This window comes from Glutamicibacter soli (assembly GCF_052322135.1).
In the GTDB taxonomy this organism is placed as follows: domain Bacteria; phylum Actinomycetota; class Actinomycetes; order Actinomycetales; family Micrococcaceae; genus Glutamicibacter; species Glutamicibacter soli.
In genome coordinates this window covers 2,068,617-2,083,411 of sequence record NZ_CM125969.1, presented here as the reverse complement: position 1 = coordinate 2,083,411, position 14,795 = coordinate 2,068,617, and the positions used below count along the sequence as shown (strand labels likewise).

Genomic DNA, 14,795 nt, shown 5'->3' with positions numbered 1-14,795 from the left:
GGCCTTGCGGCAAGGGGGTGCCGGTGGGCTATTCTGAAAATGAGGGTCAAGGGAACTTCGCCGTCTCCGAGGTCGAAGAATGCCACGATTTTTCGACTTGAACGCATTGGCGATGTGACAGTGCGCTCACTGCGCACTTTGTTGGTGCCGCGAATTTTCACAGTGCCCAAGTCGCGATAAGATAGATGAACCATGACTTTGAACCGGCCATCACCGGGGAGTCGTCGGAAGAACAGCGTTTTTCGATCACGTTCGCCGAGCGCCAAGTAGAACCGACCGGGTCCAGCCCGTCACAGCTGAAGAGAAGCGATTTTCCGCCAGTGCCCACAGCACCCGGCGGGGGATAAGCGGGGTGGTACCGCGGCGAAAGTCGTCCTCGTAGGCAAGGATTTATCGACCCTACGCTTGAAGGACGGCCAAAGCGATGAGCTTCTACCCGAAGGTCACTACTGACCCAACCGGTTCGACCCCGGCTTCGCCGCGTTTCCCAGAAATTGAGAAGCGCGTGCTCGACTACTGGAAGAACGACAACACTTTCCAGGCCTCCATCGACCAGCGCGAGGGCGAAGAATTCGTCTTCTACGACGGCCCTCCATTCGCCAACGGCCTGCCGCACTATGGCCACCTGCTGACCGGCTACGTCAAGGACCTGGTTGCCCGCTACCAGACCCAGCGCGGCAAGCGCGTGGAACGCCGCTTCGGCTGGGACACCCACGGCCTGCCAGCCGAGCTGGAAGCCATGAAGCAGCTGGGCATGAACGACAAGCAGCACATCCTGGAGATGGGCATCGACAAGTTCAACGACGCCTGCCGCACCTCGGTGATGAAGTACGCCGACGAATGGCAGGACTACGTCACCCGTCAGGCGCGCTGGGTGGACTTCGAGAACGACTACAAGACCCTCAATGTGGAATACATGGAGTCGGTCATCTGGGCGTTCAAGCAGCTGAGCGACAAGGGCCTGACCTACCAGGGCTTCCGAGTGCTCCCGTACTGCTGGAAGGACGAGACCCCGCTGTCCAACCACGAGCTGCGTATGGACGACGACGTCTACAAGGACCGCCAGGACCAGACCGTCACCGTGGGCTTCACCATCCTCGCCGGCGAAAACCCGGTCTCGGCCGAGCTGGCCGGCGTGCAGGCCCTGGCCTGGACGACCACCCCGTGGACCCTTCCGACCAACGAAGCCCTGGCCGTGCACCCGGACGTTGAATACGTCGTGGTGCCCGCGGGCGAGAACGGCGTGAAGGCCTCGGAGGCCGCCGGACCGTTCCTGCTGGCCAAGGACCTGCTGGGCTCCTACGCCAAGGACCTGGGCTACAAGGACGCCAAGGCCGCCGCCGCTGCCATCACCGCCAGCTACACCGGCGCCCAGCTGGCCGGCGTGCGCTATGCTCCGCTGTGGGACACCTACACCGACACCGAGAAGTACGGCACCGAAAACGCCTGGCAGATCCTCACCGCCGACTACGTCACCACCGCGGACGGCACCGGCCTGGTCCACCAGGCTCCCGCCTACGGCGAGGAAGACCAGAAGGTCTGCGAGTCCAACGGCATCCCGGTGATCCTCTCCGTGGACGAGGGCGCCAAGTTCCTGCCGGTCTTCACCGGCGGCCCGCTGAACGACATCGCAGGCGTGCAGGTCTTCGAGGCCAACAAGACCATCACCAACGTGCTCAAGGCCGACGGCCGACTGGTCAAGCAGGCCTCCTATGAGCACTCCTACCCGCATTGCTGGCGCTGCCGCACCCCGCTGATCTACCGTGCGATCTCCTCCTGGTATGTCGAGGTCACCAAGATCAAGGACCGCATGCTGGAGCTGAACGAGCAGATCAACTGGATCCCGGGCAACGTCAAGCACGGCCAGTTCGGCAAGTGGCTGGAGAACGCCCGCGACTGGTCGATCTCCCGCAACCGCTTCTGGGGCTCCCCGATCCCGGTCTGGGAATGCGACGGCGTGGAGTGCGAGCACCGCGAGGTCTTCGGCTCGCTGGACGAACTGAAGAACTTCTTCGGACGCCTGCCGGTGAACCACGACGGCCAGCCGGATCTGCACCGCCCGTTCATCGACGAGCTGACCGCCGCCCATGAAGGCTGCGCCGCCAGCGGCACCCTGCGCCGCGTCGAGGACGTGCTGGATGTCTGGTTCGACTCCGGCTCGATGCCCTACGCCCAGGTGCACTACCCGTTCGAGAACCAGGAATGGTTCGACGGCGGGCACAATCCTGCGGACTTCATCGTGGAGTACATCGGCCAGACCCGCGGCTGGTTCTACACCATGCACATCCTGGCCACCGCGCTGTTCGACCGCCCTGCCTACACCAACGTGATCTCCCACGGCATCGTGCTGGGCTCGGACGGGCAGAAGATGTCCAAGTCCCTGCAGAACTACCCGAACGTCACCGAGGTCCTGGACCGCGACGGCTCCGACGCGATGCGCTGGTTCCTGATGGCCAGCCCGATCCTGCGCGGCGGCAACCTGATCGTCACCGAACAGGGCATCCGCGAGGGCGTGCGCCAGGTCCTGCTGCCGCTGTGGAACGTGTGGCACTTCTTCAACCTCTACACCAACGCCGCGAACAACGGTGCCGGCTACGAGGCCAAGTTCTCCACCGACTCCACCGACCCGTTGGATACGTACATGCTGGCCGCCACCGGCCAGCTGGTGCGCGAGGTCACGCAAGCGCTAGATTCCTACGAGGTCTCCGACGCCACCGAGGCAGTGCGCCGCTACATGGACACGCTGACCAACTGGTACGTGCGCCGTTCGCGCCAGCGCTTCTTCGACGAGGACACCCAGGCCTTCGACACCCTGTACACCGCGCTGGAAACCTTGGTGAAGGTGACCGCCTCGCTGCTGCCGCTGGCCAGCGAGGAGATCTACCGCGGCCTGACCGGTCAGCGCTCGGTGCACCTGACCGACTGGCCGGACGCCAACGACTTCCCGACCGACGCCACGGCCCTGGAAGCCATGGAAACCACCCGCAAGATCTGCTCGGTGGGCTCCTCGCTGCGCAAGGCCAAGAACCTGCGGGTGCGCCTGCCGCTGGCAGAGCTGAAGATCGTGCTCACCGATGCCGCCCGCCTGGCCGGCACCTACGAGTCGATCATCGCCGACGAGCTGAACCTGAAGTCGGTCACCCTGATCGAATATTCAGATTCTGCCCGCGCAGAATATGGAATCGGAATGACTTTGAAGCTCAACTTCAGAGAACTGGGGAAAGTATTTGGCAAAAACGTCCCTTTGATTAAGAAAGCTATCGATTCGGGTAACTTTGTGGGCGGACCTGAAGGATTGAGCATGAACATCGATGGTGAATCAATCGTTGTTACTCCTAATCTTTTCGAAATGACAACAGTTATTGGTGAATCCGATGGCTCGTGGAGCGCCGCTGTGCTCGATGAAGCCGGATTTGTGGTGCTGGACACCGAGGTCACCGCCGAGCTGGCCGCCGAAGGCACCGCCCGCGACATGATCCGCTCCATCCAGTCCGCCCGCAAGGACGCGGACCTGCAGGTCTCGGACCGCATCCGCACCGTGGTCACCGCCACCTCGGAGACCATCGCGGCGCTGGAAGCCAACCGCGAGCTGGTGACCGGCGAGACGCTGACCGCGCAGCTGGAGCTACTGGTCGACGACTCGGTCGAATCCGAGCAGGTCACCGTCGTCGTGATGCAGGACGCGGCCAAGTGAGCGAACTGAGCCGCGTCTACCGCGACCTGCTGGACCGCGCGCCGGAAAACAAGATGGAACCGCGCATGGACCCGATGTTCCGCGCCATGGAGATCCTGGGCGAGCCGCAGAAGGCCTGCCCGGTTATCCACATCACCGGCACCAACGGCAAGACCTCGACCGCCCGCATGATCGAGTCCCTGCTGCGCGCGCACGACCTGCGCACCGGCCGCTACTCCTCGCCGCATCTGGTCTCCGTGACCGAGCGCATCAGCGTGGACGGCGAACCGGTATCGGAGGAAACCTTCGTGCGCGTCTGGGACGAGATCAGCCCGTTCCTGGAGATCGTCGACGCCGAGCTGGACGAGCGCGGGGAAACCCGCCTGACCTACTTCGAGGCAGTCACCATCCTGGCCTTCGCGATCTTCGCGGAGGTACCGGTGGACGTGGTGGTCCTGGAGGTGGGCCTGGGCGGCATCACCGACGCCACCAACGTGGCCGACGGCGACGTCTCGGTGATCACCCCGATCTCGCTGGACCACACCGACCTGCTGGGCGACACCACCGAGCTGATCGCCCAGGAGAAGGTGGGCATCCTGAAGCCCGGCGGCTACCTCGTCTCCTCGGTGCAGCCGGTGGACGCCGCCGACGTGCTGCTGGCCCGCGCCCGCGAGCTGGAGGTCCGCACGGCCTTCGAGTCTCTGGACTTCAAGCTGCTGGACCGCCAGGTCGCCGTGGGCGGCCAGCTGCTGAGCATCCAGGGCCAGGCCGCGACCTATGACGAGATCTTCCTGCCGCTGTTCGGCGCCCACCAGGCGCAGAACGCCGCGGTGGCGCTGGCCGCCGTGGAAGCTTTCCTGGGCGGGGGAGAGCGCGAGCTGAATGCGGACCTGGTCCGCGAGGGCTTCGCCGAGACCTCCAGCCCCGGACGCCTGGAACTGGTGCGCACCGCGCCGAGCATCCTGGTGGATGCCGGGCATAACCCGGACGGCATCCGCGTCTCGGCTGAGGCGATCCGCGAATCCTTCGGCTTCTCCCGGCTGGTGCTCATGGTGGGCATCCTGCGGGAGAAGGACGCCGAAGCCATGCTCTACACCATGCGCGAGGAGTACGGCGACCTGGTGGAGGACCTGTGCATCACCCAGTCCTCCTCGCCGCGGGCCATCCCGGCCGGGGAACTGGCAAACATGGCGCTGGCCGCCGGCTGGCCTGAAGAAGACATCCACGTCACCGAAGACCTGGAAGACGCCATCGAGTGGTCCGTCGGCCGCGCCGAGGCAGGCAACGACCTGTCCGGCGGCGTGCTGGTGACCGGCTCGATTACACTGGTGGGCGAGATTACGACCCTGCTCAAGGGAGGAGCCTAGTCATGGCCAAGCTGACCCGCGCCCAGCGCGAGTGGCGCCCGGGCATGCAGAAAAAGCAGCGCTCGGTTAAAACGATGTTCGCCTCCACCGTGCTGGTCTGCGAGGCCCTGCTGGCGGTATTCGTCACGCTGGCGGCCTTCGGGCTCAAGCGCGGCGAGCCGGCGGTGATCCTCAGCCTGGGCGCCGCGGTCGCGGTGCTGTGCATCATGACCTGCGCGCTGCTGACCAAGAAGATCGGTTTCATCATCGGCTGGGCCCTGCAGGTGGTGTTCTTCCTCAGCGGTTTCATCTTGGTGGACATGTTCTACCTGGCCAGCGCGTTCACCCTGTGCTGGTGGTACGCGCTGTCCAAGGGCGAAAGCATGGACCGCGAGAACACCCAGCGCGCCGCCGCCCAGGAAGCCTGGGACAAGGCCCACCCCGAACAGGCCTAGGCCCGTTCGACCACGAAGTTTCAACCACCGATACGAAGAGGTAGTCACATGACTGAACGTACCCTGATCCTGGTCAAGCCGGATGGCGTCAAGCGCGGCTTGACCGGCCAGATCATCGCCCGCATCGAAGCCAAGGGCTACACCATCGCCGAGCTGAAGCAGGTCACCGCGACCCGCGAAGTGCTGGCCCAGCACTACGCCGAGCACGAAGGCAAGCCGTTCTACGAGCCGCTGGTAGAGTTCATGCTCTCCGGCCCGGTTGTCGCGATTGTGGCCGAAGGCCACAACGTGATCACCGGCTTCCGTTCGCTGGCTGGCACCACCGACCCGACCACCGCCGCTCCGGGCACCATCCGCGGCGACCTGGGCCGCGACTGGGGCCTGAAGGTCCAGCAGAATCTGGTTCACGGCTCGGACTCGGAAGAGTCTGCAGCACGCGAGATCGGCATCTGGTTCGGCAACTAGCCGATGAAACACGCAATCCCAGGGACCCATCGGGGTCCCTGGGATTGCTTGTATAAAGGGGATGCCTACAACCAGCCATCGAGGTTGTTGTTGGTTCCGGGAGGAGGGGCTGCCAGCGTGGGGGCCGGGAGGCCGCCGGTGCTGATCGAATCGAAGTCGTCCTTGGAGATCAGGACCACCGATTCATGGTTAGCACCTTGGACGGTGATGACCTCATGGCCGGTCACCACGTTGTCCAGCAGGTGCGGAAAATTCTGTAGGGCTTCTTCATAGCTGAAATTCAGCATGCAGATTCCTCCTGGTGTCATGTGCTCAAAGCGTCGAGGATGGGGCGATGCCTGCACCGTGGATGGAGGCCACGGTACTAAACGGCCAAGTGGCCGTCCGGGGAGTATGTTCTCTGCACCACTCCAGGTAATTCACATGAGTCACATTAAACACACAAACATCGGGCAATACAATCTTCAGCATTATTTTGTGAGACGAATTGATGAATCCGTGGATTGCCGCTGGCGGTATCGATTCCGCCACGGTGGCAAGGTTTCCAAGATCCGCAGGACGCTGCCCCTGACGCAGCGTGAACCGATGGGACTAGTCCGTGGCGAGCCTGGCGAAGAGCAGCGAGTCGCGGCGACCGGTTGCCGTGCGCTTGTGGGCTCGCAAAAGCCCCTCGTAGCTGAACCCGGATTTTTCAAGCACCCTGCGCGAGGCGGTGTTCTCCGGCGCGCAGGTGGCCTCGATGCGCTGCAGTCCTAGGTCGCTGAAACCAAGGTCGAGCAGGAATCCCGCCACGACAGTTGCGTACCCCCGGCCCCAGCACGTGCTGTTCATGGCGTAGCCCAGTTCTCCGCATGCATGCTGCCCGCTCGCGGTCCATACCGCGCCAGCGCCGATGGCCTCGTTGTCCAGCGTCACCGCAAGGTTCAACGCGTCGGCGGCGGAGGCCATGGCCTCGTTGATGAACGCCTCGGTGTCGGGTCGGGAGTTCGGGCCCCAGTCGACGTACCGGCAGACCAGCGGATCCGGGCATGGGCATGCACGGCATCGATGTCCTGCAGGGTGAAGCTGCGCACTGCGAGGCGGCCGCCATTGAGCAACAGGTGTTCTCTGAGCGGTTCCATGCGGTGTTCGGTTTCCCTTTCACGGGTGTGTAGCAGGCTATGGCGCAAGCGGCTGAAAACAAGGAGTCCAGCTTCCGGGTGATGGAAGCTGGACCCCTTGGACGTACATAGCGGGCAGTGCGCGGTATCGAACTACTCGGCGGCGTCCTTCACCTCGTCGGAGGCCGGATGAGCAGGCTTGGCTGCTTCCGCCTTGTCCTGAGGCGCCCGCTCCTTGGCGGCCTTCTCCTTGGCGTCGAGGCGTTCGAGTGCGGATTCCTCCTCATCGAGCGCGACCTCCGCGAGGATGTCCTGTTTCGCCTCGACCGCTGGATCCTTCTTCTCGCGTCCTGTCCAGACCTTGATCACGGCCCATGCAGCGGCCGTCAGGGGCACGGCGAGTACCGCTCCGATGATGCCGGCCAGCACGGTGCCGGCGGTCAGCGCCATTAAGACGACCAGCGCATGCAGGCTCAGGGCGTTGGCCATGACGACCGGCTGCAGGAAGTTGCCTTCCAGCTGGTTCACGATGATGACCGCGGCCAGCACGATCAGGGCAACCACCGGCCCGTTGGTGACGAGGGCGACAAGGGTGGCCAGCACGCCTGCTACCGTCGCGCCGACCATCGGCACGAAGGAACCCAGGAAGACGATGACACCCAGCGGGATGGCCAGCGGAACCTGCAGGACCAGCAAGGTGGCGGTGATGCCGATCGAGTCGACTGCCGCCACGATCGAGGTGCCGCGGATGTAGCCGCCGAAGGTGTGCAGCGCGCGGTCGCCGGACAGGATCCACTTGTTGCGGTAGTGCTTCGGGGTCCAGGAGACCGCGAAGGCCCAAATGCGGTCGCCGTCCTTCAAGAAGAAGAACAGGATGACCAGCAGCAGGATCAGCCCGGTGATGAAGCTGCCGGCGGCGCTGATCGTATTCAGCGCCCCGGTGCCGAACTGGGAACTGGTCAGGAATCCGGTGACGGTTTGGACTGCCTTGTCGATCTGCTCCTGGTCGATGGTGAACGGAATGTCGACCAGCATTTTCTGGACAATCTCGTTGAGCTGGTTGAAGCCCTGGACCGCCTTGTCGACGAGCGTCGACCATTCGTTGGTTACGGAGAACACCAACCCGGTGCCGATGCCACCGAGCACGAGCAGGGAGCCGAGGAAAACGATCCACGCCGAAAGCAAGGCGTTGAAGACCTTGCGCAGCTTGACAACCAGTGGCCACAACGCGCAGGCGATGATGATTGCCAGCAATGTCGGGATGACGATCGTGGTGAGCCTGAGCATGCCGACGATGATGAACCCGGCCAACGCGCCGACAACCAGGATCTGCGCGCTTCGGATTCCCATGCGTCCAAGCAGGTCGGTCCACAGCCCGCTGACGGTGAATTCCGGCGGCTGCTCGGCGCTCAAGCCCAACGCCGCGTCGGCCTTCACCTTTGGCGCCCTCTCATTCGTCGAGGGTTTCGCCCTGCGAAACAAACTCATACTCGCTCCTCTATGCCGTTTGTGATAGCTCCAACAATAGGCTAGCGAAATGAATAGCTGGTTGATCAACACCGTGAGGATGATCTTTTGCCAGCTCAGTGATGACTTGCTCGTGCTCTGGGTGGATGATCGGGGCTAGGAGCGCGTTCCGAAGTATTCGCTGGCCAGCAGGCCCATGATGATCCGATCGTGGAACTGGCCATCATGGAAGCCAGCCTGGCGTTCGCGTCCTTCTTCGCGGAATCCTGCCCGGTTGAAGGTGCGCAGCGCACGCTCATTGTAGGCCCAGACGCTCAGTCCGATGCGGTTAAGCCCCATTTCGCGGAAGCCGAAATCGATAATCATCTTGGTTGCCATGGTGCCGTAGCCCTGGCCCACGTTGGAGCCGCCGATCATGATCATCAGCTCGGCCGAGCGGGCCGGGGCGTTGTAGTTGTACAGCGCCGTGTGGCCGATCAGGGTGTCGTCGGGCAGCGTGATGCACAAGCCCACCCCGTCGGTGGTTCCCCGGTTCAGGCTGCGGCCCTTGAAGAGCTCGGCGGCTTCGGTTCCCGGATGCGGGAGCACCAGGTTGCCCTGCAACGCCATGAACTCCGGGCTGTTCCACCACTGGGTCAGGATTGGCAGGTCATCGTCCTGCAGTTCGCGCAGTCGGATGTGCTCCGAAATCAGCAGATTGATTCCGTAGTCCTGGGCGTTCTCTGTGTTCCATATGTCACTGGCCATGCATCCAATCTACCCTGTTGCGTATTTCACGTTCCTGGAAACGAGCTGCGGCTGGATCAACGTATACGCAACGGAAAAGCTGGTTTGGCTAGGAGTTAAGCCAAAGAATTGCTTCGGTGGGATGCGGCGGACACGCCGGAGTCGCTCACCGGGGCTTGGGCACGGACTTCGAGTGTTTGCCCAGCCAGAAATCCAGCGCTGCGGACAGCAGGATCCCCAGCGCATAGGCCGCGAGATCCAGCGCAGCGAATCCGGAGCCGAACACCAGATGGGCTGCCGGGAGCATGGAAGCCATCAGCGCTGGCAGGCCGGTGAGCTGCAGGAATTCGATCCCGAAGCACCACAGGAAAGCCAGGGAGGCTGGTAGCCACGGGGAACGCCTGACGAAGATGAAGGCGAGCAACACGTAGAACAATGCTGCGCACAGCACCCCGCCGGAGAGGTCTGCGGCCAGCCCGTCGGCCAGGTATCTTGCGCCTAAACCAACGGGGACCATCGCGATGGCGATGATCCCCAAGGTCAGTCGGCGTGCGGAAACACTGCCCATGCTTATCCGAAGAAGGCGTTCGGGAAACGCAGGATGACGGTCGCGGCGACCAGCAGCCACAGGATGGCGGTGATGATCCAGCTCCATTCGCGGAACAGCTTTTTGACTCCTTCGCCGGCGGGGATCACGCCGTTGAGCACGTTGCGTCCGGTGGTGAAGACAAAGAGCGGGATGACCATGGTCCACACGACCATGCAGTAGAGGCACAGGGCGTTGATTTCGTACAGTGCCTGGTACCAGAACCAGATGACCAGGCCCAACGCCGCGGTGATGCCCAGCTGGAAGCAGATCCAGAACCAGCGCTGCAGCTTGGTGGCCCCTGCCAGCAGCGTGAAGCCGATGGTCACCACGACGGCGAAGCAGACGATGCCGAAGAACGGGTTGGGGAACCCGAAGATGCCGGCCTGCTCGGTCTTCATGACCGTGCCGCAGGAAATCCATGGATTGACGTCGCAGCTGGTGACGTAGTCGGGATTCTTGTAGAGTTCGATCCGCTCCAGAACCAGGATTCCGGCCGCGACCCAAGCGATGAAGCCGGTGATGATGGTGAACAGGCCGAACCCGCGATCCCTCGCCCACCAGGGCAACACGCCCGGGGCCTGTTGATTTTCAAGTGATGAAACCATGCTTTGACTATTCCATATGTTCCTAGGAAAGCGGATGTCTCCGCCGTGTGCGTTCTTATCCTAGAAAGATTTTCTGTGCAACGGATATGTGCCCGTGAACGCGATGTGAACGAAATATGAGAGAATGGGAATGGTTGTTCGCGGATCCACAGTCTGCTTTCAACCCAACGAGAGACTTTCGAAACGACAGATCGTCAGGCGATGCATCGCTTCGGTTGAGTGCCCAATATGTGCGCCTCCCGAGGGAATACCGCGGATCGAAGGGCTGCAAAGGAAAGCAGCTGGTTTGAAAGGGCCGCGTTGAGCCGCAGTTGCTGCGTCGGGATCGGTAAACCGGACCCGCGGCGTGGATAGCTGCGGAATATATAGAGCTTTTGCGTCCGGCCGACTCATAGAAGAAGGCCGAGCCGCACGTCATGATTGTAGATTCAGCCAAGGCGCCGTCTGTGGAGGATGCCGACGTTGGACATTAGTAGGAGTACGCGAAATTAAATGAGCGCATCAAATCAGCGAAAGGGTGGGGCGCAGGGAAACAAGCGAGGCAATCGTTCGACGCGCGCCCGCCGCACCCAGGTGTCCACCACTCCGGCCCGTCCTTTGCGCCGTGCCATGACCTTGGCAGAGCTGAACGCCGCTGCCGGCGTCGAGGATACCCAGTACCGCTGGCGGGCCACCCGCCGCACCCAGGTGTCCACCCCTGACTCCAGCAAGCGCGCCAGCCGCCAGGCCGACCGCCGCGCCCAGAGCGCGCGCAGCGCAGCCGCCGACGAGGCAGTGAACGAGCAGGCCGCCAAGCAGCAGGCAGCCGAGGCCGCCGCTTCCGAGCAGCCGCAGGATTCGGCCGCCGAAACCGTCGAGGCGGCCGCACCGACAGCTTCGCTGGAAACCGTCGAGGCCATCGCCCAAGCAGCCATCGAGGCCGAGGCGCACGCCGAGCCCGAAGACCGCACCGGCGCGTTGCTGGCCGAGCACGGCAACACCATGATCATGAACCCGTTTGCGATCCCTGAATCGGCCCACTCGGTGCTGGCCCAGGCCGTCGCGAAGAAGACCCGCACCACGCCGCGCCCTGAAGCCGAGGAGCAGTCCGAGGGCGAAGACGTCACCTCGCGCCGCCGTCGTCGCCGCCGCCGCGGAGACGTGGACCTGGAACTCGAAGGCGGCTCGCAGGACGATCCGCCGAACACCGTCACCCGTGTCCGCGCCCCGCGCGCCGGCATCGAAAGCCACGCCAGCGTGAACAACAAGGTCGCCTCGGTGCGCGGTTCCACCCGCCTGGAAGCCAAGCGCCAGCGCCGCCGCGAATCCCGCGAGACCGGCCGCCGCCGCCAGGTGATCACCGAGGCCGAGTTCCTGGCGCGCCGCGAGTCGGTTGAGCGCAAGATGATTGTGCGCCAGCGCGAGGACCGCATCCAGATCGGCGTGCTGGAAGACGGCGTGCTCGCCGAGCACTTCGTGTCCAAGACCCAGCAGGATTCGCTGATCGGCAACGTCTACCTGGGCAAGGTGCAGAACGTGCTGCCGTCCATGGAGGCCGCCTTCGTGGACATCGGACGCGGGCGCAACGCCGTGCTGTACGCCGGCGAGGTCAACTGGGACGTGGCAGGCCTCGAAGGCCAGCCGCGCCGCATCGAGAACGCCCTGAAGGCCGGCGACTCGGTCCTGGTGCAGGTCACCAAGGACCCGGTGGGCCACAAGGGCGCCCGCCTGACCAGCCAGGTCTCCCTGCCGGGCCGCTACCTGGTGTACGTGCCGGGCGGATCCATGACCGGCATCTCCCGCAAGCTGCCCGACGTCGAGCGCCAGCGCCTGAAGAAGATCCTGAAGGACCACCTGCCGGAGAACGCCGGCGTGATCGTGCGCACCGCAGCGGAAGGCGCCTCGGAAGAGGAGCTGACCAATGACATCAACCGCCTGCGCGCCCAGTGGGAAGGCATCGAGGAGCAGTCGACCTCGACCAAGACCCTGGCCCCTGAGCTGCTGTACTCCGAGCCCGATCTGACCATCAAGGTCGTCCGTGACGTCTTCAACGAGGACTTCACCAAGCTGATCGTCTCCGGCGAGCAGGCCTGGGACACCATCGAGGCCTACGTCATGTACGTGGCGCCGGATCTGATGGGCCGCCTGGAGAAGTGGGAGCAGGACGAGGACATCTTCGCCAACTACCGCGTGGACGAGCAGATCGCCAAGGCGCTGGACCGCAAGGTCTTCCTGCCTTCGGGTGGCTCGCTGGTCATCGACCGAACCGAAGCCATGACGGTGATCGACGTGAACACCGGCAAGTTCACCGGTTCGGGCGGCAACCTCGAAGAGACCGTCACCAAGAACAACCTGGAAGCGGCCGAGGAAGTCGTGCGCCAGCTGCGCCTGCGCGACATCGGCGGCATCATCGTCATCGACTTCATCGACATGGTCCTTGAATCGAACCGCGACCTGGTGCTGCGCCGACTGGTCGAGTGCCTGGGCCGCGACCGCACCAAGCACCAGGTGGCCGAGGTGACCAGCCTGGGCCTGGTGCAGATGACGCGCAAGCGCATGGGCACCGGCCTGCTGGAAGTCTTCGGCGAGGAGTGCGAGCACTGCGCCGGCGCGGGTGTCATCACCCACGAGGAGCCTGTTGAATCCCGCAAGTCCTTCAACTCGCATGGCGAGAGCCATTCGAAGAAGTACGCCGAGAAGCCTTCGCGCAACCGCCGCCGCCGCGGCGGGGACAAGGACGAGAGCAAGCCGGTAGAGCAGGAGCACACCGAGGTCGTCGAGGAGAAGACCGAAGCCACGCGCCATGCCCTGGCCAACATCGCCGCGGCCTCGCACCTGGATCACCCGGCCGAGCACGCCGTGAAGATCGGCGACGACGAGGTTCCGATGCCGAAGCACGTCGAGACCGGCTCCGCCGACTCGTCCCTCACCCTGGAATCGCTGGAAGCAGCGCTGCCGGAAGGCGAAGGACAGGGCGAGCAGTCCGACTCCGGGCGCAAGCCACGGCGCCGCTCCCGTTCCCGCGGCCGCAACCGCGGCCAGGACGAGCAGCAGGGGGCCGAGCCCCAGGCCGAAGAGCAGCAGGCTGCCGCCGAGCCGGAGAACGCAGCGGAACAGGTTTCCTCGAAGCCTGCCCGCAGCCGTTCGCGCCGCGCCTCGCGTCCGCAGGAGGCCTCCGCGGGGGAGCAGCCGGTCCTGACCGGCCTGGCCCTGCCGGCTTCCCAGGCCCCCGTTGCCGAGCAGACCGCAGCACCTGCTGCGCCTGCCGCCGCCGCTTCGGCGGCCCCACAGAGTTCCACCAAACCAAAGCGACGCAGCCGTCGGGCCACCTCGGTCCAGGGCGATGCGAACGCGGCGGTGGAAGTGGTCGAGGTATCCGCTGCTACCGGTTCGGTAGTCCAGATGGATACCGCCAGTTCACGGGCTGAAAAACCTGCCGAACCGGCCGGTGCTCCGGTCATGTTCGGTGTCGGAGTTCCGGTTCGCGAACTGAAATAGATGAACTTGGTCACGGTTCACCCACTGGGGCAGTTTGTATTTGCCCCAGTGGCGTGGACTAGCGTAATCTAGTTGATCGGTGCTAAACGCCAAGATCACGGACTTTTGGTCCGCTCGGCGTCAAGGCACAAGCGCATGAGATCCCTGCGTAACGGACCTGAACAAGGTTTGCGGGTTGATCTCTGCGCCGGTAAGACAATAAACGTCGAGTAGAAGTGAGTACCCACGTGGTGTACGCAATTGTCCGCGCAGGCGGCCACCAGGAAAAGGTTTCCGTTGGAGACCTGATCACCGTTGACCGTCTTCAGGCTGCCCCAGGTAGCTCCATTGAGCTTCCTGCCTTGCTGCTGGTGGACGGCGAGAAGGTAACTTCCGCCGCTGCCGACCTGGCTAAGGTCAAGGTCACCGCCGAGGTCGTTGAAAACCTCCGCGGTCAGAAGATCGTTATCCAGAAGTACAAGAACAAGACCGGTTACAAGAAGCGCCAGGGTTTCCGCGCTGCTCTGACCAAGGTCAAGGTCACCTCGATCGCCTAATTAGGCGCTCGTACTATCCATTTTTTGTAGCGAAAGAGGCTAAATCATGGCACATAAGAAAGGTGCGAGTTCCACTCGCAACGGTCGCGATTCCAACGCACAGTACCTGGGCGTAAAGCGCTTCGGTGGTCAGGAAGTCAAGGCAGGCGAAATCATCGTTCGCCAGCGTGGCACCCACTTCCACCCAGGCGCCGGCGTAGGCCGCGGCAAGGACGACACCCTGTTCGCTTTGGCTGCCGGTGCAGTCGAGTTCGGCACCCGTCGTGGTCGCCGCGTGGTGAACATTGTGGCTGCTGCCTAACTCAGGCACGCAACAGCATTTTTAGTACACAAGGGGTGGGCCGATTCCGGTCCGC

14 protein-coding genes are annotated in these 14,795 nt (G+C 63.6%); 8 read left to right on the top strand and 6 right to left on the bottom strand.

All coding sequences use genetic code 11. The features are described from left to right. The first annotated feature begins 424 nt into the window (after positions 1-424). Genes ileS through ndk form a run of 4 tightly spaced genes read left to right on the top strand, consistent with a single transcriptional unit; the run spans position 425 to position 5,939 of the window. Positions 425-3,694: an isoleucine--tRNA ligase gene (gene ileS, locus ACTX90_RS09860; protein ID WP_443442021.1), complete on the top strand. Its 3,270-nt coding sequence runs from the start codon at positions 425-427 to the stop codon at positions 3,692-3,694. Positions 3,695-3,747: 53 nt separating this feature from the next. Beyond that, on the top strand, positions 3,748-5,040 hold the full coding sequence (locus ACTX90_RS09855; RefSeq protein ID WP_443444013.1) for a bifunctional folylpolyglutamate synthase/dihydrofolate synthase: 1,293 nt from the start codon (positions 3,748-3,750) through the stop codon (positions 5,038-5,040). Between the two features lie 2 nt (positions 5,041-5,042). After that, positions 5,043-5,474: a DUF4233 domain-containing protein gene (locus tag ACTX90_RS09850; RefSeq protein WP_443442020.1), complete on the top strand. Its 432-nt coding sequence runs from the start codon at positions 5,043-5,045 to the stop codon at positions 5,472-5,474. A gap of 48 nt (positions 5,475-5,522) precedes the next feature. Continuing rightward, the gene (gene ndk, locus ACTX90_RS09845; protein ID WP_047119281.1) at positions 5,523-5,939 is read left to right on the top strand and encodes a nucleoside-diphosphate kinase; all 417 of its coding nucleotides are present in this window, start codon (positions 5,523-5,525) and stop codon (positions 5,937-5,939) included. Between the two features lie 65 nt (positions 5,940-6,004). Here ndk and ACTX90_RS09840 read toward each other — a convergent pair whose 3' ends face one another. Beyond that, the gene (locus tag ACTX90_RS09840) at positions 6,005-6,226 is read right to left on the bottom strand and encodes a type II toxin-antitoxin system Phd/YefM family antitoxin (RefSeq protein WP_181728007.1); all 222 of its coding nucleotides are present in this window, start codon (positions 6,224-6,226) and stop codon (positions 6,005-6,007) included. A 304-nt stretch (positions 6,227-6,530) separates the two neighbouring features. Continuing rightward, the gene (locus tag ACTX90_RS09835; RefSeq protein WP_443444012.1) at positions 6,531-6,956 is read right to left on the bottom strand and encodes a GNAT family N-acetyltransferase; all 426 of its coding nucleotides are present in this window, start codon (positions 6,954-6,956) and stop codon (positions 6,531-6,533) included. An 11-nt stretch (positions 6,957-6,967) separates the two neighbouring features. Here ACTX90_RS09835 and ACTX90_RS09830 point away from each other — a divergent pair, with 11 nt between their 5' ends. Beyond that, on the top strand, positions 6,968-7,093 hold the full coding sequence (locus ACTX90_RS09830; protein WP_443442019.1) for a hypothetical protein: 126 nt from the start codon (positions 6,968-6,970) through the stop codon (positions 7,091-7,093). Positions 7,094-7,192: 99 nt separating this feature from the next. Here the strand turns inward: ACTX90_RS09830 and ACTX90_RS09825 are convergent, their stop codons facing one another. From ACTX90_RS09825 to ACTX90_RS09810, 4 genes are all read right to left on the bottom strand, one after another. Then, on the bottom strand, positions 7,193-8,527 hold the full coding sequence (locus tag ACTX90_RS09825) for an AI-2E family transporter (RefSeq protein ID WP_443442018.1): 1,335 nt from the start codon (positions 8,525-8,527) through the stop codon (positions 7,193-7,195). 135 nt (positions 8,528-8,662) lie between these two features. Further along, positions 8,663-9,253 carry a GNAT family N-acetyltransferase gene (locus ACTX90_RS09820; RefSeq protein WP_443442017.1) on the bottom strand — a complete coding sequence of 197 codons (591 nt, stop codon included), beginning with the start codon at positions 9,251-9,253 and terminating at the stop codon, positions 8,663-8,665. A gap of 145 nt (positions 9,254-9,398) precedes the next feature. After that, a complete protein-coding gene (locus tag ACTX90_RS09815) occupies positions 9,399-9,800 on the bottom strand; it encodes a ribosomal maturation YjgA family protein (RefSeq protein WP_443442016.1) in 402 nt (133 codons plus the stop codon). Positions 9,801-9,802: 2 nt separating this feature from the next. Further along, a complete protein-coding gene (locus tag ACTX90_RS09810) occupies positions 9,803-10,426 on the bottom strand; it encodes a vitamin K epoxide reductase family protein (RefSeq protein WP_053798246.1) in 624 nt (207 codons plus the stop codon). A 492-nt stretch (positions 10,427-10,918) separates the two neighbouring features. On the opposite strand from ACTX90_RS09810, the gene ACTX90_RS09805 reads away from it, so the two are divergent. The 3 genes from ACTX90_RS09805 to rpmA all read left to right on the top strand — a co-directional run bounded on the left by ACTX90_RS09805 (position 10,919) and on the right by rpmA (position 14,740). Next, positions 10,919-13,903 carry an Rne/Rng family ribonuclease gene (locus ACTX90_RS09805; protein WP_443442015.1) on the top strand — a complete coding sequence of 995 codons (2,985 nt, stop codon included), beginning with the start codon at positions 10,919-10,921 and terminating at the stop codon, positions 13,901-13,903. Between the two features lie 227 nt (positions 13,904-14,130). Next, complete coding sequence (gene rplU / locus ACTX90_RS09800) at positions 14,131-14,439, top strand: 50S ribosomal protein L21 (RefSeq protein ID WP_047119274.1); 309 nt, start codon at positions 14,131-14,133, stop codon at positions 14,437-14,439. A gap of 46 nt (positions 14,440-14,485) precedes the next feature. Further along, complete coding sequence (rpmA, locus tag ACTX90_RS09795) at positions 14,486-14,740, top strand: 50S ribosomal protein L27 (RefSeq protein WP_022875303.1); 255 nt, start codon at positions 14,486-14,488, stop codon at positions 14,738-14,740. Positions 14,741-14,795: the final 55 nt, after the last annotated feature.